Source organism: Streptomyces sp. NPDC005648, assembly GCF_040605395.1.
Classification (GTDB): Bacteria; Actinomycetota; Actinomycetes; order Streptomycetales; family Streptomycetaceae; genus Streptomyces.
In genome coordinates this window covers 91,507-112,766 of sequence record NZ_JBEXCS010000020.1, presented here as the reverse complement: position 1 = coordinate 112,766, position 21,260 = coordinate 91,507, and the positions used below count along the sequence as shown (strand labels likewise).

The window sequence follows — 21,260 nt, the reverse complement described above, 5'->3', positions numbered from 1 at the left end:
GCCGCGTTCTCGACCTGCTCGGGCGAGCCGCCGAGCACCTCGGCGAGGGCGCCCGCCGCCATCGAGCAGGCGGAGCCGACCTCGCCCTGGCAGCCCACCTCGGCGCCGGAGATGGAGGCGTTCTCCTTGAAGAGCAGGCCGATGGCGCCGGCGGCGAGCAGGAAGCGGACGATGCCGTCGTCGTCCGCGCCGGGGACGAAGTTGAGGTAGTAGTGCAGGACGGCGGGGATGATTCCGGCCGCGCCGTTGGTCGGGGCGGTCACCACACGACCGCCGGCCGCGTTCTCCTCGTTGACCGCCATCGCGTAGAGCGTGACCCACTCCATCGCGTGGGCCAACGGGTCGCCCCCGGCGCGCAGTTGCCGGGCCACGGCCGACGCCCGGCGGCGCACCTTCAGGCCGCCCGGCAGGATGCCCTCACGTGTCAGGCCGCGTGCCACGCACGCCTCCATGACATGCCAGATCTCCAGCAGCCCCGCGCGGATCTCCTCCTCGGTGCGCCAGGCCTTCTCGTTCTCCAGCATCAGCGCCGAGATGGACAGCCCGGTCTCCCGGGTGAGGCGCAGCAGCTCGTCACCGGTCCGGAAGGGGTGGAGGAGGACGGTGTCGTCGAGCTTGATCCGGTCCTCACCGACCGCGTCCTCGTCGACCACGAAGCCGCCGCCCACCGAGTAGTACGTCTTCTCCAGCAGCGGAAGCCCTTCGGCGTCGTACGCGAAGAGAGTCATGCCGTTGGCGTGGTAGGGCAGGGCCCGGCGGCGGTGCAGGATCAGCTGCGTCGAGGCGTCGAAGCCGATCTCGTGGGCGGATCCGATCTCCGCGCCGAGGAGGCGGAGCCGTCCTGTGGAGGTGATGCGGTCGGCCTCGGCGTCGGCGGACTCCACGTCGACCGTGTGCGGTTCATGGCCTTCCAGGCCGAGCAGGACGGCCTTCGGGGTGCCGTGGCCATGGCCGGTCGCGCCGAGCGAGCCGAAGAGCTCGGCCCGTACCGACGCCGTCTGTGCGAGCAGGCCGTCCTTCTTCAGCCGGCCGACGAACATCCGGGCGGCGCGCATCGGCCCCACCGTGTGCGAGCTGGACGGCCCTATGCCGATGGAGAAGAGGTCGAAGACGCTGATGGCCACGGCGGGCTTCCTTGTCTGCGCGGAGCGGGTGCGGACCGGGGCGGCGGACAGGGCGCCGATGGCGTCGCGCTATGCGCAACGAGATTCTTAATGCGAAACATCGTCGCTACCCTGCGGAGGGGCTGTCAAGAGTCCCGCCCGGAGTCCGGGCGATGGCGGGTCCTGGGTCTCCGCAGCGGACGGGCGGCCTCCGTGCGCGGGCGCAGGCCGTCCAGGGTGAGGGCGATGGCCCGGCGTCAGACCCGCACGATGGCGGCGATGGCTGCGATGGAGGCGATGGAGCGCTCGCGCGGTCGCCCGGCGCGCGATATGACGCGCGATATGACGCGCGCCCGCACCGGATCGACCTCCACGGTGATCCGGTGCGCGACGATCGACGGGTTCGCCGCCTTGACGTGGTAGGTACCGTCTGGCAGCGGCTGGACCGGGGTCAGGGCAGGAGCGTGAAGCTCGCCCGGTAGGCATAGCCCGGCAGGGTGGGCATCCACACGAAGCCGTGCCCCATGGTCAGGATGCCCGTCGCTCCGTCCGGATGGTCCACGTCGTGCTGGACGTAGCTGATGGAGTACGAGATCGTGGCCGGGGCCGAGCCCGACCACTCGTAGCAGGTGAGATCCTCGGGGTGCTCGTCGAAGTCCTGCACGGCCGTGGGGTTGTCCGCGCTGAGGTAGATGTGGCGGATGTACTGCGGAGCCCAGGACCAGTCCTGGCAGGTGACCTCGGTGATCGGGCTGTCGGCCGAGGCGACGGGGGCCGGGGCCGTCAACGGGACGCTCAGAGCGGCGGCAACTGCGAGCAGGACAGCGGGTCTTCGCATGGTCGGCTCCGTGGCTGGGTGGATGGGCCACTCATTCTGGCAACGACCGCCGTCGTTCACAGGGCGGATTCGAGCCCCCTTGTCCCGATGGACCGTAGGGTCACGTGTGACGGTTATGGCGGTTATGGCGGGGGTGACGGCCGGCGGTAGCGCTAGACTATGACGGTCGTTATAGGCGGAGGGGAGCGCGGTCTTGGGCAAGTCCAGTGCGGCGTCGCGCGAGCGCATCGTGGCCGGCGCGGCCGACATGATCAGCAGACGTGGTCTGAACGCCGCGAGCATCCGGGAGGTGGCCAAGCACGCCGAGGCGCCACTCGGTTCCACCTACCACTACTTTCCCGAGGGCAAGCAGCAGCTGGCCACCGAGGCGGTGCGGTACGCGGGCGGGACGGTCGCGCGCATCCTGCGCAAGCGCCTGGACGCGGGCCCGGCCGCGGGCGTGCGGGCCTTCCTGGAACTGTGGCGCGGCATCGTCGTCGAGAGCGACTTCCGCGCGGGCTGCCCCGTGCTGGCCGTCTCCGTCGAGGCGCCGCCGGACGAGGACGACATCCCGCCGGCCCTGGTCGCCGCCGCCGAGGCCTTCGAGGAGTGGGAAGGGCTGCTCACCGACGCGCTGCGCGCCCATGGCGTGGCCCCGGAGCGGGCCCCGGCGCTGGCGGCCCTCGTCGTGGCGTCGGTCGAGGGCGCCATCGCCATGTGCCGAGCCAAGCGCGACACGGAACCGCTGGACCGGGTCGCGGGGCAGTTGGACGCGGTGATCGCAGAGGCGTTGGAGCGCCAGGCCTGACGGGTGGCGCTCGTGCCTTCCGGCAGGGTGAAGGCCCCCGCCGAGCAGGGCCCCGGGCGGCGGCTCCTCGCCGGCGCGACTCCCTTGACCGGAGCGCCGATCACCCCCTTCGCGCGGTCAGCGTCGCCCCGCCAGGGCGTGGACGAGCCGGGTCGCGTCCACCGTGCCCAGCCCGGTCGCCTGGTCGTAACCCGGGCCCGCGGTATAGCCGTTGGGGCCCGTGTTGCCCGTGGTGACGTCCACGAGGCCGGTGTTCCGGTGGCCGTGGAGCCGGTACAGGAGTCGGTCGACCTGGCCGAGGCGATGGCCCGCGAGCTGGTCGGCGAGGGCGACCACGCCCGCGAACAGCGGGGATGACTCGCTGGTGCCGGCGCCGTCGGCGGTCCAGCCGGTGCGGGTGGGATCGAAACTGGAGTACATCCACAGCGCCCCGTCCGGAGAGGCCGCCATGCTGATGTCGGGCGTGCCCCGGTGCTCGCCCACGACCGAGCGGACGGGGTTCTGGTAGGCCGGGCGGGAGAAGACCTTGGACCGGTCGCCGCCGCTGCCTGACCAGGCGGTGTCGGGTTCGAGGCGGTTGCCTGCGTCGTCGAGACGGAGCTCGGTGCCTCCGACGGCGGTGACGAGCGGGTCGCCCGCGGGCCAGGCCGCGTCCACCCGGTTGGCATGGCCGCCTCCGTCGCCGGAACTGGCGGTGAGGGTGACGCCGTGCCGGGCCGCGTTCGAAAAGCCGTAGCGCAGGGTGGTGAGGCTGGTGTAGTCGCCGAGGTCGAAGCCGGGGAAGCGGGCCTCGCTGGTGGCCCAGCTCATGGAGACCACATCGCCCTTGCCCTCGTCGACGAGGTGGTTGACGGCGCTCTGCATCTCGGGGATGCCGACCGGGCCCTCGGTCTCGGCGACGCCGGTCTCGACGAGGACGATGTGCGCGCCGGGCGCCACCGCGTGGGCGGCCTCGACATCGAGGGTGGTCTCGCCGGCCCAGCCGTTCATGTCGGGATCCTTGTGGTCGAAGTCGGGCACGTCACCCCACTTGACCACCTCCACCCGGGTGTCGGGCAGACCCCACTGCTTGTCGAAGACCTCCAGGTCGTGCTGGATGGTCGGCGAGCCGAAGGAGTCCGTGATGACGATCGTGCGGCCCTTGCCGGTGACCCCTTCGGCGTAGAGCGGGGAGAGGTCGTACGCCTTGTCGTACTGGAGCGGCGAGTAGCACCCGCGGTCGATCTGCTTACGGCACGCGCTGGTGCTGACAGGGCTCTTGAACACCGGGTCGGAGGACAGCACCTGCCCGCCGACCAGGTTCCTGGGTGACCGTACGGCACCGGTCGAGGCCGGCGACGCGGTCGGTGCCGTGGCGGACGCGCCCGGGCCCGTCAGAGCGAGGACGGCGAGGGCGGACAGGGCGGCGGTTCCGGTGGTGAGCAGGGTGCGGCGCCGTGAGGGCGTGACCATGACAGTCCCTATCGATGGTGGGGGAGTGGTTCCGTCGGTGGTCATCGCAGCACATCACAGCGGCCTCACGGGCAACGCGGAGTCATTTTTTGACACAGTTTCAGCAGCCGCCGACCGCCGCCCGGACGGCCTGGGCCTTCTCCTCGGTGAACACCCCGCTGTCGACGAGGGAGAGGATCGGGAGCACGCCCCCGCCCGAACCCCAGCTGCCTTCCTCGGCCGTGCTCAGGTGCGGTTCCTGCGGGTATGTCCGCCATGGATGCCAGGTGATCCGTCCCCGACCCGCGTCGCTGGTGGATTTGCCGGGAGGTCGAGGCCATCGTGGGGCCATGTGCTGGAGCGCGACGGCCGACCTCGCCGCGGGAACCGGTATCGCCTGCGTCGGTGCGGCCTGCGTGGCGCGGGTACGCCGGCCCCGCGATCTCCCGCTGGCCGCACTGCCGTTGCTGCTCGGCGCCCATCAACTGGTCGAGGCCCGGGTCTGGCACGTCGGCGGCGGCACCGGCCCGGCCACGGTCGTATGGACCGTGATGGCCCTCCCGCTGCTCGCCCTGTGGGTGCCCGTGGCCGTGTTCTGCGCGGCGCCGCGCGAATCGGCGGCCCGCCTGGCCCTCCCGCTGGCGTCGGGCGTGGCGACCGCGGCCGTGCTGTCGTACGCCCTCGCCACCCGTCCCGTGCGGGCCGAGATCCGCGGTCACACCGTCGGATACGTCATCGGACTGCCGTACGGCCATGTGCTCGTCGTCGGTTATCTGCTGGCCACCATCGGCGCGCTCCTGCTCTCCGGCGACCTGTGGGTGCGCGGGCTCGGGGTGCTCACCGCGGTGGGCGCGCTGGTGTGCTCGGTGCTGTGGCGGCTGGAGTTCGTCTCGACCTGGTGCGCGTTCGCGGCGGTCTGCTCGGTGGTCGTGTTCGGTTGGGTGGGGCGGCGCCGCTCCCCGGAGCCGGCGCCCGTGCCCCTGTGACCTCGGGGTTTGGCACGTGTTCCGCGCACAAAGATGCGTCGGTACGTCGTTGACCGGCGGTCCGCGGCCGGGACAGGCTGGATCGCGCGGGCGGGCAGGCCGCTTTCGCGCGCGGGACGAGCGGAGAGGAGGGTGCGTGGACACCCAGGACAACGCGGCACTGCGGGGTGTGCGCATCGCCGACTTCTCCCGTGTTCTCGCGGGCCCCTACGCCACCATGCTCCTCGCCGATCTCGGCGCCGACGTGATCAAGGTGGAGCGGCCGGGCGGCGGGGACGAGACCCGGGCCTGGCATCCGCCGGCCGACGAGGACGGCACCTCGACGTACTTCCTGAGCGTCAACCGGAACAAGAGATCCGTCGTCCTGGACCTCGCCACCGGGGCCGGCCGGGAACGGGCCCGTGCCCTGGTCGCGGAATGCGATGTGCTGGTGGAGAACTTCCGTCCCGGCACCATGGGGCGACTGGGCCTCGGCCCCGACGAACTCCTCGCACGCCACCCGGGACTGGTCTACTGCTCGATCAGCGGCTTCGGCACCGGTGCGGGCGCCGCGATCCCCGGATACGACCTCCTCGTCCAGGCCGTCGGCGGACTGATGAGCGTGACCGGAGAGGCGGACGGCGAGCCGACGAAGGCCGGCGTGGCCCTGGTCGACGTCATCACCGGTCTGCACGCCTGCCTCGGCATCCTGGCCGCTCTCCGGCACCGTGACGCCACCGGGGAGGGCCAGCGCGTCGAGGTGAACCTCCTCGGCTCCCTGCTGTCGGCCATGGTCAACCAGGCATCGGCGTTCGCCGTGGCCGGAACCGTGCCGGGCCGGCTGGGCAACGCGCACCCCAGCATCGCGCCGTACGAGACCTTCCCGACCGCCGATCGTCCGATCGCCCTCGCGGTGGGCAACGACCGCCAGTTCGCGGCACTCGCCACGACCCTCGGCGCCCCCGGCCTCGCCACCGACCCACGCTTTCGCACCAACGCCGACCGGGTCGCCCACCGCGCGGCACTCCGTGACCTCCTCGGTGGACTGCTCGGCGGCGCCGGCGCGGACCACTGGGCGGCCGTGCTGCTGGCCGCGGGCGTGCCCGCCGGGCCGGTCAACACCCTCGACGAGGCCTTCGCCCACGCCGGCGGACTCGGCCTGCCCGGGATCGTCGACGTCCCCGGAGAGACGGCGCACGGCAGACCCTCCCGCCAGGTCGCCCACCCCATCGCCCTGAGCCGCACACCCGCCCGGTACCGTCTGCCGCCCCCGAGCCTCGGCCGGCACACCGCGGAAGTCCTGTCCGACCCTCACCCCTGGAGCACCCGATGAGCGGCGCCAAGCCGATGAAGGACCCCCTCGACCTGCTCGACCTCGCTTCCACGCTCAGCGACGAGGAGCGCGAGATCCAGGCCACCGTCGCCAAGTTCCTCGCCGACCGGGTGCGCCCGCACATCGGGGAGTGGTTCGAGAACGCCCACTTCGCCCGTGAACTCGCCCCGGAGCTGGGCAAGTTGGGCCTGCTGGGCATGCACCTTGAGGGCTATGGCTGCGCCGGCACCAACGCGGTCTCGTACGGTCTGGCCTGTCTGGAGCTCGAAGCCGCCGACTCCGGCTTCCGCAGCTTCGTCTCCGTGCAGGGCTCGCTGTCGATGTTCTCGATCTGGAAGTGGGGCTCTGAGGAGCAGAAGCGGGAGTGGCTGCCCCGCCTCGCCGCCGGTGAGGCGATCGGCTGCTTCGGCCTGACCGAGCCCGACTTCGGCAGCAACCCGGCCGGGATGCGCACCCGGGCCGTGCGCGACGGCGGCGACTGGATTCTGAACGGCTCCAAGATGTGGATCACCAACGGCGGTATCGCCGATGTGGCCACCGTCTGGGCGCAGACCGAGGACGGCGTCCGCGGCTTCCTCGTGCCGCGCGGCACGCCCGGGTTCACCACCCGGGACATCAAGCAGAAGATGTCCCTGCGCGCGTCCGTCACCTCGGAGCTGTCCTTCGACGACGTACGGCTGCCGGACTCGGCGCGGCTGCCGCTCGCCGAGGGCCTGCGCGGTCCGCTGTCCTGCCTGAACGAGGCCCGCTTCGGCATCCTGTTCGGTGCGGTGGGCGCGGCCCGTGACTCGCTGCAGGCGGCCATCGGATACGCCGACTCCCGCATCCAGTTCGACCGGCCGATCAGCGCCTTCCAGCTCACCCAGAAGAAGCTCGCCGACATGGCCGTCTCCCTGGGCGGCGCCGCCCTGCTCGCCGTGCACCTGGGCCGGCTCAAGGACCAGGGCCGTATCCGCCCCGAGCAGATCAGCGTCGGCAAGCTGAACAACGTACGGGAAGCGATCGCCATCGCCCGCGAGTGCCGCACGATCCTCGGCGCCAACGGGATCTCCCTGGAGTACTCACCGCTGCGCCACGCCAACAACCTGGAGTCGGTGCTCACCTACGAGGGCACCGGCGAGATGCACACCCTCGTCATCGGCCAGGCACTCACCGGCCAGGCGGCCTTCCGCTGACCGACGGGACATCGGCGGCCGCCTCGCGCAGCCGCCGGATCACCCCGCGCACCGCCGGTGAGGTCTCACCCTTGCGGTAGGCGCCGACCAGCCGGGTGGTCAGGGCCACGTCCGCCAGCGGACGGTAGGTCACGCCCGGGATCCGGACCCGGCGCAGCGAGTCGGGGACCAGGGCGACCGCCAGACCACCGCCGACCATGGTCAGGGCGGCGATGAAGTCCCGCACCGGCGGTGCGCACCGAGGCGGGAAGCCGCCGTGCGCGGCGACCTCGAGGATCTGGTCGCGGCAGCCGTACTCCTCGTCGAAGTGCGGGGCCACGAACCACTCCTCGCGCAGCCGCGCCGCGGGGACGGCCTCGCACTCCGCGAGCGCCGAGCCGGCCGGCAGCGCCAGCACGACGTCCTCGACGAGCAGACAGGTCGTCGTGACCTCGGAGGGGTACCGCGGCCGCCAGCGCAGAAAGCCCACGTCGATGTCCCCGGACGCCAGCGCCTCCAGCTGGGCCGGTGTCTCCAGCTCGCTCACCTGCACCGTCAGCTCGGTGTCCCGGCCCCCGCAGCGGGTGAGCACATCGGTCAGCACCCCGGAGAACGCGGCCGAGGCGACGTACGCGATCCGGGCGTGCCCCAGTTCCCCGCGCCCGGCCCGCCGGCCCACCGCCTCGGCCCGGGCCGCCTGTGCGAGGGTGAGCCGGGCCTCCTCCAGGAACAGCAGCCCGGCACTGGTGAGAGCGGGGCGGCTGCGCCGACCGCGGTCGATGAGACGGACGCCCAGATGGGACTCCAGCGCCCTGATCTGCGCGCTCAGCGCCGACGGAGCGAGATGCAGACGGTCCGCGGCCCGCGCGAAGTGCAGCTCCTCCGCGACGGTGACGAACGACTCCAGCCAGCGCAGCTCCACCGGTCCTCCGTCCTGCGTCCTGCCGGGTCTGGTCACAGCCATGACACCACAGCCGAAGTGTTCGATTTTTCTTCGGTTGCTCCGGCGTGGCGGTGCCGCCTGCCAGGGCCGTGGCACGAGTGGACCGGATCAGCCGCTGGTGAGGCACACCCTCAGACGAGGCCCTTCGGGGCGGGACCGGTCCTGGCCTCCAGCGCGTGCAGCACGGCCACCATGTCCTCGGCGCCGTGGCCCTGTTCGAGGGCCTCGGCGTAGAGGGAGTGGCAGACGTCGAGGAGCGGGGAGGCCAGGTCGGCCTTGCGGGCGGCCTCGGCGATCAGCCTGTTGTTCTCCAGCACATTGGTGACGGCCGCCTGCACGGTGAAGTCGCGGGCCAGCAGCTTGGGCCCCTTCACCCGGGAGACGGCGCTGGCCATCGGCCCCGCGTCCAGCACGTCCCGCAGCAGCCGCTGGTCGAGGCCGTGCCGGTCGGCGAAGTGGAACGCCTCGGTCAGCCCGGTGACCATCGTGATCAGGAACAGGTTCACCGAGAACTTCATCAGCAGCGCACCCGGAACCGCCCCGCAGTCGAACACCTCCCGGCAGACCGGGGCGAGCAGCGGCCGTACGGCGGCCACGGCGTCGTCGCCACCCGCGAGCATCCCCACCAGCTCGCCCCGCTCGGCCGGGACGCGGGAGCCGGAGACCGGGGCCTCCACATAGCGGCCCCTCGCCGCCCGGATGTCGTTCTCCAGACCGCCCGAGTACTCGGCCGACGTCGTGCCCATGTGGACGACCGTGTGTCCCGCGACGCGCGCGGCGAAGCCCGGGGTGCCGCGCCCCAGCACCGCGTCGGTCGCGGCCTCGTCGGCCTGCATCAGGATCACGGTCCCGGACCGGTCGAAGACCTCGGCGGGGTCGGCCGCGACCTCCGCGCCGGCCGCGCGCAGCACGTCGCACCGGGCCGCGGTGCGGTTCCAGACGACGAGGGGGGTGCCGGCGCGGGCGAGATTGAGGGCCATGGGCTGCCCCATGACACCGAGGCCGAGGAAACCGACGTACACGATCCACCACCACCTGAGTTCTATGACCGTGGTCATAGTAGCCGAAGGCTATGACCACGGTCATAGGATGGATGCGGGAGAGCGCCGACCGAAGGGGACCGACGATGTCCGAACGAGGACCGCGCGAGCGGATGGTCTTCAGCGCGGCCCAGCTCATCCGGCGGGACGGGGCCGTCTCCACCGGGATGCGCGAGGTGGCCGCCCATGCCGGCGCGCCGCGCGGCTCGCTCCAGCACTACTTTCCCGGCGGCAAGGAGCAGCTGGTCAACGAGGCGGTGGGGTGGGCCGGCCGGTACGCGGGCCGGCGGATCGCCCGCTTCCTGGCCGCGCTGGACGAACCGACACCGAGCCGGCTGTTCGCCCAGATGGTCCGGCAGTGGACCGACGAGTACGAGACCTCCGGATTCGCGGGCGGCTGCCCGGTGGCCGCCGCCACGGTCGACTGGGCGGAGTCGGTCCCGTCCACCAGGGAGGCGGTGGCCGCCGCGTTCGAGGCCTGGACGGGACCGGTGGCGCGGGCGCTGACCGACATGGGCGTGCCCGAGGAACGGTCCGGCTCGCTCGCCACGCTCATGATCAGCGCTCTGGAGGGGGCCATCCTGATCGCCCGCGCCGAGCGGGACGTCCGGGCCCTGACGACCGTCACCCGGGAACTCGGACCGCTCCTCGACGGGGCGGTGGGCGAGGGCGGGTGACGGCCGCCGCCCGAGGCGTCTCGACGCGCGAACGACACGTCCGGTCGGCCGAGGGCGGGGTCTTGGCCGGCCAGGGATGCTCCCCGCTCGATCATTGGCCGGCCGAGCCCACTCCCGGTCCGCGACACGTGGTCATTGAGTTGAACGTGTTCAAAAAATAGGCGTAGGCTTCGGTCCATCGCGGACGAGGGGGATCGATGAAGGTAGTGCTGCCCGGGGGAACCGGACAGGTCGGCGGGATACTGGAGCGGGCGCTGACGGCGGCGGGCCATGAAGTCGTGGTGCTGACGCGGCGTCCGAAGCGGGAGCGGGAGGTCGGCTGGGACGGGGCCACGCTCGGGCGGTGGGCCGACGTGGTCGACGGCTGTGACGCCGTGATCAATCTGGCCGGGCGCAGTGTGTCGTGCCGTTACACCGACGAGAACCTCCGGGCCATGATGGATTCACGGGTGGACTCGGCGCGGGTGGTCGGAGAGGCGATCGCCGCCGCCGCGCGGCCACCGCGGGTCTGGCTGCAGATGAGCACGGCCACGATCTACGCCCACCGGTTCGACGCGGCCAACGACGAGACGACGGGTGTCGTTGGTGGCTCGGAGCCGGGGGTGCCGGGCTACTGGGCGTACAGCGTCGAGATCGCCGAGAACTGGGAGCGGGCGCAGGCCGAGGCGCGGACGCCCGCGACCCGGAAGGTGGCGCTGCGCTCCGCGATGGTCATGAGTCCGGACCGGGGCGGAGTCTTCGACGTGCTGTCCTGGCTGGCACGGCTGGGGTTGGGCGGGCCGGTGGCCGGCGGGGCGCAGTACGTGTCCTGGATCCACGACGAGGACTTCGTGCGCGCGGTGGAGTTCCTGATCGGCCACGACGACTTCGAGGGCGCCGTGAACCTCGCCGCCCCGGGGCCGCTGCCACAGCGCGCGTTCATGCGGGGGCTCCGTGCCGCCTGGGGCGTCCCGGTCGGGCTGCCGGCGACGCGCTGGATGGCGGAACTGGGGGCGCTGGCGCTGCGCACGGACACCGAGCTGTTGCTCAAGAGCCGGCGGGTGGTGCCGGGACGGCTCGGCGCGGCCGGTTTCGAGTTCGGGTATCCCGAGTGGGAGCCGGCCGCCGTGGATCTCGTGCGCCGGAAACGACAAGGGCAAGGACGTCATCGAGTCCTTGCCACACTCAAGGTATAGCGCGCCGGGGGGCTTGCGGCAAGGCCCCCCGTGTCCCGCAGAATCGGCGGCCGAAGCCACAACCTGCGGAAACGGGGATCGTGTTGATCGACGTGATCGTTGTCGGCGGCGGGCCGACCGGACTGATGCTCGCCGGAGAACTGAGGCTGCGCGGCGTGCGGACGCTCGTGCTGGAGCGGCTGACCGAGCCGACCAGAGAGTCCCGCGGCCAGGGCCTGCACGCCCGCAGCGTCGAGATGATGGACCAGCGCGGCCTGCTGGACCGGTTCGCCGCGGTCAGCGAGAGGTTCCAGGTCGGCGGGCTCTTCGGCGGTATCGCCAAACCGTGGCCGCGGCGGCTGGACACGGCCCATCCCTACGGCCTCGCCCACCCGCAGCCCGTCACCGAGCGGCTGTTGGGCGAGCGCGCCCTCGAACTCGGGGCCGAGATCCGGCGCGGCTGCGAAGTGGCGGGCCTCAGCCAGGACGAGGAAGGGGTGAGCGTCGACCTCGCGGACGGCACGCGCCTGCGGACCCGCTACCTCGTCGGCTGCGACGGCGGCCGCAGCACCGTGCGCAAGACGCTCGGCGTCGCCTTCCCCGGCGAGCCGGCGACCGTCGAAACCCTCCTGGGAGAGCTGGAGCTGACGGCGGATCAGGAGACGGTCGCCGCAGTGGTCGAGGAGGTCCGGAAGACCCAGCTGCGGTTCGGAGCCATGCCGACCGGCGAGGGGTTCCACCGTGTCGTCGTGCCGGCCGACGGGGTGTCCGAGGACCGAAAGGCCCCGACCCTGGAGGAGTTCAAGCGGCAGCTGCGGGCCGTCGCGGGCACCGACTTCGGCGCCCGCTCGCCGCGCTGGCTCTCCCGCTTCGGCGATGCCACCCGCCAGGCCGAGCGCTACCGGGTCGGCCGGGTGATGCTGGCCGGCGACGCGGCGCACATCCACCCGCCGACCGGTGGACAGGGCATGAACCTCGGCATCCACGACGCGTTCAACCTGGGCTGGAAGCTCGCCGGCGCGGTCGACGGATGGGCACCGGAAGGGCTGTTGGACAGCTACCACACCGAACGGCACCCGGCGGGCGCCCAGGTGCTGGACAACACGCGCGCTCAGATCACCCTTCTGGGCACCGATCCGGGCGCGACCGCGCTGCGCGCCCTGTTCGCCAGGCTGATGGACTTCGACGAGGTGAACGCCTACGTGACGGGGCTGATCACCGCCGTCGACGTCCGCTACGACCTGGGCGAGGGTCATGAACTGCTCGGCCGGCGGCTGCGCGATGTGCGGCTGAAGCGGGGGCGCCTCTACGAGCTGATGCACGGCGGTCACGGGCTGCTGCTGGACTCGACCGGCCGGCTCTCGGTGACGGGCTGGACGGACCGGGTCCGGCACGTCGACGACGTCGGGGACGAACTGGACGTGCCCGCGCTGCTGTTGCGGCCGGACGGCCATGTCGCCTGGGTCGGCGAGACCCAGCAGGATCTGCTCGGCCCCCTGCGGAGGTGGTTCGGCTCCCCGTCCGCATGACGAGCCGCGGCGCCCGGAGCACCCGAGGGACGAGTGACGGCCCCGGCGTGAAGCAGCCGGGGCCGTCGACACGGCTCAGCGAGGGTGACGGTCAGGCGCTGTGCGCCCGGCGACGGCGCAGTGCGAAGGCCGTGGTGACCGTGCCCGCGGCGACCAGACCCGCGGTGAGGGCGATCGGGAGGGCCGGGGAGGCGGAGGCCGAGTCTGCCACGTTCTGGGCCTTGAGGTCCTGGACGTACGGCGGGTAGGACGCCGTCGCGGACGTGGCCGACGTGGCGAAGTGGTGCGGGATCGGCTTCACGGACCTGACCGAGCCGTCCGCGTTCAGCAGCACCTGCTTGTTGTTGGGGTGCCGGAAGTCGAACAGGCCGGTCAGGCTGCCCGCCCGCTGGTCGAAGGAGGCGTCACCGATACGGCCGGTGCCCCAGTTGTTCTCGATGAACCGGGTGATGGACGCCTGCTCGGTGGCGGTGTGGTCGACCGAGTTCACCTTGCTGTAGGGGGAGATCACCAGCAGCGGCTGCCGGGTGCCCGGACCGCAGCGGTCCGCGTAGCCGCCCTTGGGGGCCGGACCGGCCTGGCAGGCGGGCCCGTCCAGGGCCTTGCCGTTGGAACCGGTCGTGGCGTCCTTGGAACCGTTGAGGACCTTGGCGGTGACGTGGTCGTACCAGCCGTCGGAGTCGTCGTAGGCGACCACGACCGCCGTGGACTTCCACTCGGGCGACTGCTGCAGCGCGTTGATCTCCTTGACCAGGAAGTGCTGCTCGTCGGTCGGGTCCGAGTAACCGGCGTGGCCGTCCTGGTACTCGGCGGCCTTCAGGAAGCTGACGGCCGGGAGGCGGCCGGCTTTGAGGACGGCGTCGAAGTCGCTCAGGTCGTAGTTGTGGTTGGCCCGGCCGTTGTGCCCGATCTCGGCCACGTTCTTCGGCGCCAGGTGGTGCGGGTTGGACGTCGACTTGTAGTACTCGAACGGCGAGTGGTGGGGGCTGTAGTCGACCACCGCGGCCCCGCCGACGTTGGTGTGCGTGGTGTCGCACTTCGCGTAGTCGCCGCTCTTGCCGTCCCACGCGGTGCTGGGCCGGAAGCCGCCCTGGAACCAACCCCAGCTGACGCCCTTGGAGTTGAGCAGGTCACCGATGTTCCTGCCCTGCAGCACCGCGAGCGCGTTGGTCGCGGTGTGGTCCTTGTCCGAGCAGTCGTCGAAGGCCGGGTCCGGGTCGTTGACGACCGTGCCGACGCCCTTCGCGTCCGGGGAGAGGACGGTGTACGCGTCCGGTGTCGACGTCTGCTTCGGGTGCTCGGTGCCGGAGGCCGGGTCGACGGAGATCACACCGTGGGTCGATCCGGAGATCAGGTTGAGCGCGCCGGGCGTCGAGGGGCCGTAGACCGAGCTGAAGGAGTGGTCGCCCAGGGCGTAGTGCTGGGCGTAGTTCCACAGGCCGGTGACGGTGTTGCCGTCGTAGTAGTCCATCACCAGGCCGGGCTCGCCGAACAGCCCGCCGCTGCACTTGCTGACCTCGGTGTTCTCCACGTACTTGTCGGCCTTGCCGCCGTCGGCCGCGTACTGCTCGGGGCCGTAGGAGTGGTTCTGGTCGCAGGTCATCGCCTGTGAGGCGGCCAGCCGCGCGGGCGTGTACAGGTTCGGGTTCTTCTTCAGCAGCCCGGCGTTCAGCAGGTTGTCGGCCTTCGGGGTGTGCGCCGCGGCCTTGAACCTGGTGCCGTCCGTGTTGGCGGCCTTCGGGTAGGTGGCGAAGTAGTGGTCGAACGAGACGTTCTCGTCGTAGAGCACCACCAGGTGCTTGATCGGGGTGGCCGTGTGCGTGCCGTGGCCGCCGGGCGCCGAGGCCGCCGAGGCGGGGACGGCGCCGCCCGCCGTCGCCAGGGCCGCCGCGCCGAGCAGGGCGCCCACCCGGCCCCAACCACGCCGTGCGCCGGGAGTTCTTCCTGTGCCGATCATGCTGTCTCGCCTTCCGAGAGCACTGCTTACGAGAGCAACTGCATTGTGCTGCCACGACACCGGTGGCCATGGCACCCACGGCCGGATCCTCCGCAATGGTGGCGGCGGGGCGGAAGAGCGGCAATGACAGACGTGCGAATGTTCGGTCAGGAAATTCTCATGCTGTTTTGGGGACCTCTTGACCGGCCTCGGATCACACCAGCAAACCCCGGCCCAGCCAGTCGGACCCGTCCCGCACCCCGGGCAGCGCGAAGAAGTAGCCGCCGCCGAACGGGGAGACGTAGTCGACCAGCGGCTCACCGGCCAGCCGCTTCTGCACCGTCTCGAACTGCCGGGCGAGGTCCTGCTGGTAGCAGCAGAACAGCAGACCCATGTCGAGGTTTCCGTTGCCGTCGGTGCCCCGGTCGTAGTTGTAGCCGCGGCGCAGGATGCGTTGGTCGGCCGTGGCGCGGGTACGCGGGTTGGCCAGCCGGATATGGCTGTCCAGCGGGATGATGTCGCCCTGCGGATCCTGCGCGTAGTCGGGCGTGTCCTTCTCGTGGCGCCCGTCGAGCGGGGCCCCGGTGTCCCTGGCCCGCCCGAACATCCGCTCCTGCTCGGTGATCGAGACCCGGTCCCAGAACTCCACCAGCATCCTGATCAGCCGTACGACCTGATAGCTGCCGCCGGTCGCCCAGTCCGGCTCACCGCCGCCCGCGCCCACCCACACCAGTCGGTCCATCTCCCGGCCGCTGGTGGCGTCCGGGTTGGCGATGCCGTCCTTGAACCCCATGTGGTTGCGTGGGGTCCCCGACGGCCGGGGCGGGCTGATGAAGCCGTCCATGCGCCAACGCACCTGCATGGCGCCCCGTGTGTGCCGGGCGACGTCCCGCAGGGCGTGCAGCACGGTGTCCGCGTTGCCCGCGCAGAACTGGACGCTGAGGTCGCCGTGGCACCAGGCCGCGTCCAGGTCGTCGTCCGGGAACGGCGGCATCGCAGTGAGACGGCGCGGTTTCCCGGCGCCCAGGCCGTAGCGGTCGTCGAAGAGGGAGGCGCCGACGCCGACCGTGACGGTCAGCCGGTCGGCGGGCACGTCCGGGCCGAGCGTGCCCGAGTCGGCGGGCGGTGCGGTGATGCCCAGCTCGTCCGGGCTGCCGCCGGAGGTGAGCAGCCGCGCCCGGTCGGTCAGCGTGCGCAGCAACTCCCGCAGTTCCGCGCGGTTCTCGGCGGTGGTGTCGAAGGAGACGAAGGCGGTGGCGCGCGGTGCGGGCGTCACGATCCCGGCCTGGTGCGGACCGTGGAAGTCGATCCGGGCGCTCTCCCGGGACGGGGCGGCCACGGCGGCACCACGGTCGGCGGCCACCAGTCCACCACCGGCCACGGCGGCCGCACCGGTCAGGAATCCCCGGCGGCCGACCTTGCTCACGGGCTTCACGCGGTCCTCCGTACGTCCGTCAGGGCCGCCACATCGGCGAGCCGCTCCACCGACTCGCCCAGGTCGGCGTCGATCATCTCCCGCTGGGCGCGGCCGAGTCGGGACAGCGGCGTCCACCGCTGCCCGTGCCGGAAGGAGTCGAGGAGGCGCTGGGTGCGGTCGAGCCAGGAGTCGAGGCCGGCCAGTGAGCTGTCGCGCGTCTTCAGCAGCGGGCGCAGATACCCGAGGAGCACCCGGGTGCCGTCGAGGTTGGCGCGGGCCGTCGCCAGGTTGGTGCCGCTGCCGTAGTCGGTGCGGCCGGTCAGCTCGAACTGCACGGTGTTCTCCAGGATCTCGTGCGCCCGCAGCCCGACGTCGGCCGGGTCCATCCTCTGGTCGGGCCAGCTGTCGCGCAGCGCGTGGACCGCCTCGGCGAGCCGGTCGGCCGGACCCCGCAGACCGCTCGCCGACTCGCCGTGCCACAGGCCGTACTCCACCCGGTGGAAGCCGGTGAAGTCCTTGTCCCGCACCCCGTCCGCCAGCCCGGCCGTGGTCCCGTCGATCTTCTCGTCCGCGTCACCGAACGTCCCGTACGCGGCGCCCATCCGCTCGTACACCAGGTGCGCGGGCAGCCAGGCGGCACGCGCGGCCGTCAGGTCCCCGCGGTCCACGGCGGCGCGCAACACATCGGTCCGCCGGGCCAGTTCCACGGTCCGGGCCCGGATCCACCGCTGGTAGGCCAGCGTCGGCGGAATGAGGTCCTGCTGGGTCACCGGCACGGCGGCCGGACCGCTCCTCACCTCGGCGCCGCTGATACGGACCGTGGGGCCGGTCACGGCGTCCGCGTCGTCGGGCAGGCATCTGAAGGCGTACGTCCCATCGCCCAGCGTCACCCGCAGCGGGCGGACCGTGCCCGGGGCGAGCCCCTCGACCTCGCCGTAGACCGCGCCCGACCGCGGGTCGATCAGATCCACGTCGGCCGGCGCGCCGGAGGTGTTGTCGAGGTCGAAGACCTGCTTGCCGGGCTCGGGCCGGCTCCAGCCACGGCCGCAGCCGGCCGGTGTCACCTGCACGGTGGTGTGCCGCAGCCCGTCCCCCGCCACCGCCGCCCGATGCCCGCTCCCACCGGTGCCTCCGGCCACCAGCACCCCGCCGACACAGGCCGCCACGACCGCCAGCGCACCCCCGGTGAGCAGCGCGGTACGGCGCCGGGTCGCGCCGGAAGGGGGTGGCGGCTCATCGGCTCGGGAACCGGCTTCGGGCACGCCGGGCCTCCTGGGGGTCGTACGAACGAGGCGACGCAGCCGATCCTAAGCAGGCCGCGGAGCCGGGTTCGTGCCTCGGAGGGGCTTCTGACCGGAGCAAGGGCCAGAATTCGGCCGCCGTTCACCGGCCCGACGGGCGGAGTGGATCACGCCACCCGCTGCGCCATCGGCTCCAGCCGCGGTCTCTTGGCGACGAACCCGTCCCCGGGCACCCGCCCGCGCAGCCGTCGCCACAGCCAGGGGCCGGCGTGGTCGAGTGTCCAGCGCAGATCGGCCCCGAGGGCGTGCAGGGCGGGAACCGGCAAGCGCGGGGGGAGCGGGGCGTTCCAGTCGGCGTGGCCGGGGACGCCGAGCGTGTGGGCCATGCCGGCGGCGATACGCGTGTGGCCGAGGGGGCTCGCGTGGAGGCGGTCGGTGCTCCACAGGCGCGGGTCGCCGGTGAAGGGTTCCGGGAAGACGTCGAGGAGGGCGACGTCGTAGCGCCGGGTGAGGGTGCGCAGACGGGCGTTGAGGTCGAGGATGCGGGGGAGCACCCGGCGGGCGACGGGGGAGATCTTGCCCAGGTCCGGGAAGGACACCGTCGCCACCCGGGCGCCGGACGCGGTGAGGCGGGCGAACATCGCCTCCAGGTTCGCGGCGGCCGCCTCGGCGTCGTAGCGGGCCCGTACGAGGTCGTTCATGCCCGCCGTCACCGTCACCAGGTCGGGCCGCAACGCGAGGGCGGCCTCCAGCTGACCGGCTCTGATCTGCGCGCTCGTCTTTCCGCGCACGGCCAGATTGGCGTACGTGAACTGCGGCCGTCGCTCCGCCAGGATCTCGGCGAGCCGGTCGGCCCAGCCGAGGTGACCGGCGGCCGGATCGGGATCGCCGATGCCCTCGGTGAGGCTGTCTCCGATGGCCACGTAGCGCAGGAAGGTCATGAAGGTCGAGTCTACAAAGGGCGTCCGGCACGTGAACCGCGGACGTCCGGGCGTGCCCCGGCCGTTCAGACGCGCACGGCGGAGCCGCGTTCGCTCATCCGCGGTGCGCACAGCACCCGCTTCCTGCGCACCCGCTTCCCCTCGATCGCCGCGACGGTCAGCCGTGCCGCCTGCGCCGCGATCTCCGGCAGACCCCAGTCCACCGTGGTCAGGGGCGGGGTCAGGACCCGGGAGACGGGGTGGTCGTCGAAGCCGACGACGGAGATGTCCCGGCCCACCTCCAGCGCGGCCTCGGCGGCGGCCGCGTAGACGCCGTACGCCAGGGAGTCGGAGAAGCAGAACACGGCGGTGGCGGCCCGCGGGCCGTCCAGGACCCGGCGTGCCACCGCCGTCGCCTCGCCCAACTCCTGCGGGCACGGGACCAGTTCGGCCTCCAGGCCGAGACGGTCGGCGGCCTCGCCCACGTACACGTCGGCCGGCCGGTCGGGGGTGCTGGGGCGGGTCGGGGTCAGCACGGTCACCCGGCGGTGGCCGAGAGCGTGCAGATACTCCAGGACCGCGTCGATCCCGGACCGGTTGTCGAAGATGACCTGGCCGGCCGTGCGGGCCCGGCTCAGCGAGTCGCCCACGGCCACCACCGGCAGCGCGTCGGCGATCGCCGCCCAGCTCTCCGCCGAGGGGTTGACCGGCGAGACGAGCAGCGCGTCCACCCGCTGGTCGCGCAGCTGCTTGGCGAGGGCCAGCTCGCGGTCGGGGTCGCCGCCCGCGTCCACGATCAGCGCGTAGCGGTCGCCGGCCAGCAGCTCCCGGCCGATGGCCGCCATCAGCTGCTGCTGCCACAGGTCCTGGAGATCCCCCGCGAGCACGCCGACCATGCTGGTACGGCCGCTGGCCAGGGCGCGGGCGATGGGATCGGCCTCGTAGCCGAGCTCGGCGGCGGCCCTGCGCACCCGCTCCTCGGTCTCCTTGGAGACATGTGTGCCGCGCAGGGCGTAGGAGACGGCGGCGGTGGAGAGGCCGGTGGCCTCGGCCACCTCACGGAGGGTGGTGCGCTTGGTGGGCCTGGCCATGGCGGGAAGCCTACCGGGGCGGCGGCGTGATGTGGATGAGCGGCCCCGTCCACGATGCGAACACCTGCTTGACACCTCTTCTTGTTAAGCGCTTAAGTAAACCGCATCAGTGAAGCGCTTAACATGTTCGATCAACACCTCTCTCCCGGGACCCGCCGCGTGCCCACCGACGTCCACCAGCACATCTGGCCACCCGCCTTCGTCGACCTGCTGCGCGCCCGCACGACGCCGCCGTACCTCGACGGCTGGACGCTGCACCTGACCGGAGAACCGCCCTACCCCGTCGATCCGGCCGACCACGACGTCGCGGCCCGCACCCGCCTCGCCGCCGCCGACGGTCTCGACCTCGCCCTGGTGTCCCTCTCCAGCCCCCTCGGCATCGAGTACCTGCCGCCCGCCGAGGCCGCCCCGCTGCTGGCCGCGTTCCACGACGGCGCCCTCGCCCTGCCCGCGCCCTTCGGCGTCTGGGCCGCCGCCTGTCTGTCGGCACCGGAACCCGACCCGGACGCCCTCGCCCGCGAGCTCCGGCGCGGCTGCGTGGGACTCCAACTCCCCGCCACCGCCCTCCTCGACGCGGCGGGCTGGACCCACTGCGCACCCCTCCTCGACGTCCTCACCCACCACGACAGACCCCTGTTCATCCACCCCGGCGCGGCCCCGCCCACCCCCGGCGCACCGCCCTGGTGGCCGGCTCTGGTGCCGTATCTGCACCAGATGCACGCGTCCTGGTTCGCCTTCCGGGCCTTCGGCCGCGCCCGGCACCCCCGCCTGCGAGTCTGCTTCGCCGCCCTCGCGGGCCTCGCCCCGCTCCACGGCGAACGGCTCGCCGCACGCGGAGGCGGACGCGGCGAGGTCGACTTCGACGCGTTCTACGAGACCTCCTCCTACGGCACCCGGGCCGTCGACGCGCTCGTCCGGGCGGTCGGCATCGACGTGGTCGTCACCGGCAGCGACCGCCCCTACGCCTCGCCCGTCATCCCCGACCTCGGCGCGGACGCCGCCGTCCACGCCCTGCGCACCGCCAACCCGGCCCGGCTGCTGCACGGACGCACCGCAGCCGACGGCCGACGACTCGAAGGGAGCACTCCATGACCTATGAGTCCCTGCCCGAGACCTATGGGGCCCTGCCCGAAACCTATGGGGTCCTGCCCGACCGCACCCTCGACCAGAGTGAACTCCGTTCGCTGGTGGCCGAGTTGGCGGCCCGCCCCGAGCTGTGGCGCGAGCAGGTCGCCTTCTCCGACCAGCAGCGCCACTACGCCTCCCTCCACCGCGACGAGTACGTGGACGTCTGGCTCCTGTGCTGGACCCGGCGGAACGACACCGGCTGGCACGACCACGACCTCTCCGCGGGCGCCGTCACCGTGGTCCAGGGCGCGCTCAACGAGTCCAGTCCGCGCATCGGTGGCGCCCACCGCTCCGTCACCGTGGTGGCAGGGGAGGGCTTCACCTTCGGCCCCGAACACATCCACCGGCTCACCGGCGCCACCGACGACGCCGTCTCGATCCACGCCTACTCACCGCCGCTGTGGCGCCTCGGCCAGTACGACATCGCCGAGGACGGCCTGATGCGCCGGATGTCCGTGTCGTACGCGGACGAGCTGCGGCCCCTGGAGACACCGGCCGCCTGACGGACCCCGCCCCCGCCGACGCCCGCGAACGTCTGGACAATGAACGGAGTTGACGTACGAGGGAGTGAAC

21 protein-coding genes are annotated in these 21,260 nt (G+C 72.3%); 10 read left to right on the top strand and 11 right to left on the bottom strand.

Going from position 1 to position 21,260, the window contains the following annotated elements:
* On the bottom strand, positions 1 to 1,124 hold a 1,124-nt coding region (locus ABZT17_RS14870), incomplete at its 3' end, for an L-serine ammonia-lyase (RefSeq protein ID WP_356348361.1).
* A gap of 225 nt (positions 1,125 to 1,349) precedes the next feature.
* On the opposite strand from ABZT17_RS14870, the gene ABZT17_RS14865 reads away from it, so the two are divergent.
* Entirely contained in the window at positions 1,350 to 1,526 is a 177-nt protein-coding gene (locus ABZT17_RS14865) for a hypothetical protein (RefSeq protein WP_356348359.1), read from the top strand.
* Between the two features lie 28 nt (positions 1,527 to 1,554).
* On the opposite strand, the gene ABZT17_RS14860 is transcribed toward ABZT17_RS14865, so the two are convergent.
* Positions 1,555 to 1,941: a hypothetical protein gene (locus ABZT17_RS14860; protein ID WP_356348356.1), complete on the bottom strand. Its 387-nt coding sequence runs from the start codon at positions 1,939 to 1,941 to the stop codon at positions 1,555 to 1,557.
* Positions 1,942 to 2,134: 193 nt separating this feature from the next.
* Here ABZT17_RS14860 and ABZT17_RS14855 point away from each other — a divergent pair, with 193 nt between their 5' ends.
* Entirely contained in the window at positions 2,135 to 2,728 is a 594-nt protein-coding gene (locus ABZT17_RS14855; protein WP_356348354.1) for a TetR/AcrR family transcriptional regulator, read from the top strand.
* 117 nt (positions 2,729 to 2,845) lie between these two features.
* Here the strand turns inward: ABZT17_RS14855 and ABZT17_RS14850 are convergent, their stop codons facing one another.
* Both ABZT17_RS14850 and ABZT17_RS14845 read right to left on the bottom strand, forming a co-directional pair.
* Complete coding sequence (locus tag ABZT17_RS14850) at positions 2,846 to 4,180, bottom strand: S53 family peptidase (RefSeq protein WP_356348352.1); 1,335 nt, start codon at positions 4,178 to 4,180, stop codon at positions 2,846 to 2,848.
* A gap of 100 nt (positions 4,181 to 4,280) precedes the next feature.
* Positions 4,281 to 4,511, bottom strand: coding sequence for a hypothetical protein (locus tag ABZT17_RS14845; RefSeq protein WP_356348349.1), 231 nt, complete (start codon positions 4,509 to 4,511; stop codon positions 4,281 to 4,283).
* On the opposite strand from ABZT17_RS14845, the gene ABZT17_RS14840 reads away from it, so the two are divergent.
* The 3 genes from ABZT17_RS14840 to ABZT17_RS14830 all read left to right on the top strand — a co-directional run bounded on the left by ABZT17_RS14840 (position 4,510) and on the right by ABZT17_RS14830 (position 7,632).
* Complete coding sequence (locus tag ABZT17_RS14840) at positions 4,510 to 5,145, top strand: DUF6629 family protein (RefSeq protein WP_356348347.1); 636 nt, start codon at positions 4,510 to 4,512, stop codon at positions 5,143 to 5,145. The two genes, ABZT17_RS14845 and ABZT17_RS14840, sit on opposite strands and share 2 nt — an antisense overlap.
* Positions 5,146 to 5,281: 136 nt before the next feature.
* Complete coding sequence (locus ABZT17_RS14835; protein WP_356348344.1) at positions 5,282 to 6,457, top strand: CoA transferase; 1,176 nt, start codon at positions 5,282 to 5,284, stop codon at positions 6,455 to 6,457.
* Complete coding sequence (locus ABZT17_RS14830) at positions 6,454 to 7,632, top strand: acyl-CoA dehydrogenase family protein (RefSeq protein WP_356348341.1); 1,179 nt, start codon at positions 6,454 to 6,456, stop codon at positions 7,630 to 7,632. Before ABZT17_RS14835 ends, ABZT17_RS14830 begins: the two co-directional genes overlap by 4 nt.
* Here ABZT17_RS14830 and ABZT17_RS14825 read toward each other — a convergent pair.
* On the bottom strand, positions 7,607 to 8,575 hold the full coding sequence (locus ABZT17_RS14825) for a LysR substrate-binding domain-containing protein (RefSeq protein WP_356348339.1): 969 nt from the start codon (positions 8,573 to 8,575) through the stop codon (positions 7,607 to 7,609). The two genes, ABZT17_RS14830 and ABZT17_RS14825, sit on opposite strands and share 26 nt — an antisense overlap.
* Before the next feature lie 110 nt (positions 8,576 to 8,685).
* Positions 8,686 to 9,576 carry an NAD(P)-dependent oxidoreductase gene (locus ABZT17_RS14820; RefSeq protein WP_356348370.1) on the bottom strand — a complete coding sequence of 297 codons (891 nt, stop codon included), beginning with the start codon at positions 9,574 to 9,576 and terminating at the stop codon, positions 8,686 to 8,688.
* A gap of 104 nt (positions 9,577 to 9,680) precedes the next feature.
* Between ABZT17_RS14820 and ABZT17_RS14815 the strand changes: the two genes are divergently transcribed.
* The 3 genes from ABZT17_RS14815 (at position 9,681) to rox (ending at position 12,954) form a co-directional block, all read left to right on the top strand.
* On the top strand, positions 9,681 to 10,271 hold the full coding sequence (locus ABZT17_RS14815) for a TetR/AcrR family transcriptional regulator (protein WP_356348336.1): 591 nt from the start codon (positions 9,681 to 9,683) through the stop codon (positions 10,269 to 10,271).
* 197 nt (positions 10,272 to 10,468) lie between these two features.
* Positions 10,469 to 11,446 (top strand): TIGR01777 family oxidoreductase, encoded by a 978-nt coding sequence (locus ABZT17_RS14810; RefSeq protein ID WP_356348334.1) that lies wholly within the window; start codon positions 10,469 to 10,471, stop codon positions 11,444 to 11,446.
* A gap of 83 nt (positions 11,447 to 11,529) precedes the next feature.
* Positions 11,530 to 12,954 (top strand): rifampin monooxygenase, encoded by a 1,425-nt coding sequence (gene rox, locus ABZT17_RS14805; protein WP_356348367.1) that lies wholly within the window; start codon positions 11,530 to 11,532, stop codon positions 12,952 to 12,954.
* Between the two features lie 91 nt (positions 12,955 to 13,045).
* On the opposite strand, the gene ABZT17_RS14800 is transcribed toward rox, so the two are convergent.
* The 5 genes from ABZT17_RS14800 to ABZT17_RS14780 form a co-directional block, all read right to left on the bottom strand.
* Positions 13,046 to 14,911 carry an alkaline phosphatase family protein gene (locus ABZT17_RS14800; RefSeq protein WP_356348331.1) on the bottom strand — a complete coding sequence of 622 codons (1,866 nt, stop codon included), beginning with the start codon at positions 14,909 to 14,911 and terminating at the stop codon, positions 13,046 to 13,048.
* A gap of 193 nt (positions 14,912 to 15,104) precedes the next feature.
* On the bottom strand, positions 15,105 to 16,325 hold the full coding sequence (gene efeB, locus ABZT17_RS14795) for an iron uptake transporter deferrochelatase/peroxidase subunit (RefSeq protein ID WP_356348329.1): 1,221 nt from the start codon (positions 16,323 to 16,325) through the stop codon (positions 15,105 to 15,107).
* Positions 16,322 to 17,569, bottom strand: coding sequence for an EfeM/EfeO family lipoprotein (locus ABZT17_RS14790; RefSeq protein WP_356348327.1), 1,248 nt, complete (start codon positions 17,567 to 17,569; stop codon positions 16,322 to 16,324). The genes efeB and ABZT17_RS14790 overlap by 4 nt, the downstream gene beginning before the upstream one ends.
* Positions 17,570 to 17,715: 146 nt before the next feature.
* Entirely contained in the window at positions 17,716 to 18,489 is a 774-nt protein-coding gene (locus ABZT17_RS14785) for an SGNH/GDSL hydrolase family protein (protein ID WP_356348325.1), read from the bottom strand.
* Positions 18,490 to 18,554: 65 nt separating this feature from the next.
* On the bottom strand, positions 18,555 to 19,559 hold the full coding sequence (locus tag ABZT17_RS14780) for a LacI family DNA-binding transcriptional regulator (protein WP_356348322.1): 1,005 nt from the start codon (positions 19,557 to 19,559) through the stop codon (positions 18,555 to 18,557).
* A 159-nt stretch (positions 19,560 to 19,718) separates the two neighbouring features.
* Between ABZT17_RS14780 and ABZT17_RS14775 the strand changes: the two genes are divergently transcribed.
* Complete coding sequence (locus ABZT17_RS14775; RefSeq protein ID WP_356348319.1) at positions 19,719 to 20,651, top strand: amidohydrolase; 933 nt, start codon at positions 19,719 to 19,721, stop codon at positions 20,649 to 20,651.
* The gene (locus ABZT17_RS14770; RefSeq protein WP_356348316.1) at positions 20,648 to 21,190 is read left to right on the top strand and encodes a cysteine dioxygenase family protein; all 543 of its coding nucleotides are present in this window, start codon (positions 20,648 to 20,650) and stop codon (positions 21,188 to 21,190) included. The genes ABZT17_RS14775 and ABZT17_RS14770 overlap by 4 nt, the downstream gene beginning before the upstream one ends.
* The last annotated feature ends 70 nt before the right edge of the window (positions 21,191 to 21,260 follow it).

Excerpts from the sequence above, each read along its gene's own strand:
- ABZT17_RS14865 (WP_356348359.1), top strand. The coding sequence starts at position 1,350 with ATGGCCCGGCGTCAGACCCGCACGATGGCGGCGATGGCTGCGATGGAG.
- ABZT17_RS14860 (WP_356348356.1), bottom strand. The coding sequence starts at position 1,941 with ATGCGAAGACCCGCTGTCCTGCTCGCAGTTGCCGCCGCTCTGAGCGTC.
- ABZT17_RS14850 (WP_356348352.1), bottom strand. The coding sequence starts at position 4,180 with ATGGTCACGCCCTCACGGCGCCGCACCCTGCTCACCACCGGAACCGCC.
- ABZT17_RS14840 (WP_356348347.1), top strand. The coding sequence starts at position 4,510 with ATGTGCTGGAGCGCGACGGCCGACCTCGCCGCGGGAACCGGTATCGCC.
- ABZT17_RS14845 (WP_356348349.1), bottom strand. The coding sequence starts at position 4,511 with ATGGCCCCACGATGGCCTCGACCTCCCGGCAAATCCACCAGCGACGCG.
- ABZT17_RS14830 (WP_356348341.1), top strand. The coding sequence starts at position 6,454 with ATGAGCGGCGCCAAGCCGATGAAGGACCCCCTCGACCTGCTCGACCTC.
- ABZT17_RS14825 (WP_356348339.1), bottom strand. The coding sequence starts at position 8,575 with ATGGCTGTGACCAGACCCGGCAGGACGCAGGACGGAGGACCGGTGGAG.
- ABZT17_RS14815 (WP_356348336.1), top strand. The coding sequence starts at position 9,681 with ATGTCCGAACGAGGACCGCGCGAGCGGATGGTCTTCAGCGCGGCCCAG.
- ABZT17_RS14810 (WP_356348334.1), top strand. The coding sequence starts at position 10,469 with ATGAAGGTAGTGCTGCCCGGGGGAACCGGACAGGTCGGCGGGATACTG.
- ABZT17_RS14800 (WP_356348331.1), bottom strand. The coding sequence starts at position 14,911 with ATGATCGGCACAGGAAGAACTCCCGGCGCACGGCGTGGTTGGGGCCGG.
- ABZT17_RS14785 (WP_356348325.1), bottom strand. The coding sequence starts at position 18,489 with ATGACCTTCCTGCGCTACGTGGCCATCGGAGACAGCCTCACCGAGGGC.
- ABZT17_RS14780 (WP_356348322.1), bottom strand. The coding sequence starts at position 19,559 with ATGGCCAGGCCCACCAAGCGCACCACCCTCCGTGAGGTGGCCGAGGCC.
- ABZT17_RS14770 (WP_356348316.1), top strand. The coding sequence starts at position 20,648 with ATGACCTATGAGTCCCTGCCCGAGACCTATGGGGCCCTGCCCGAAACC.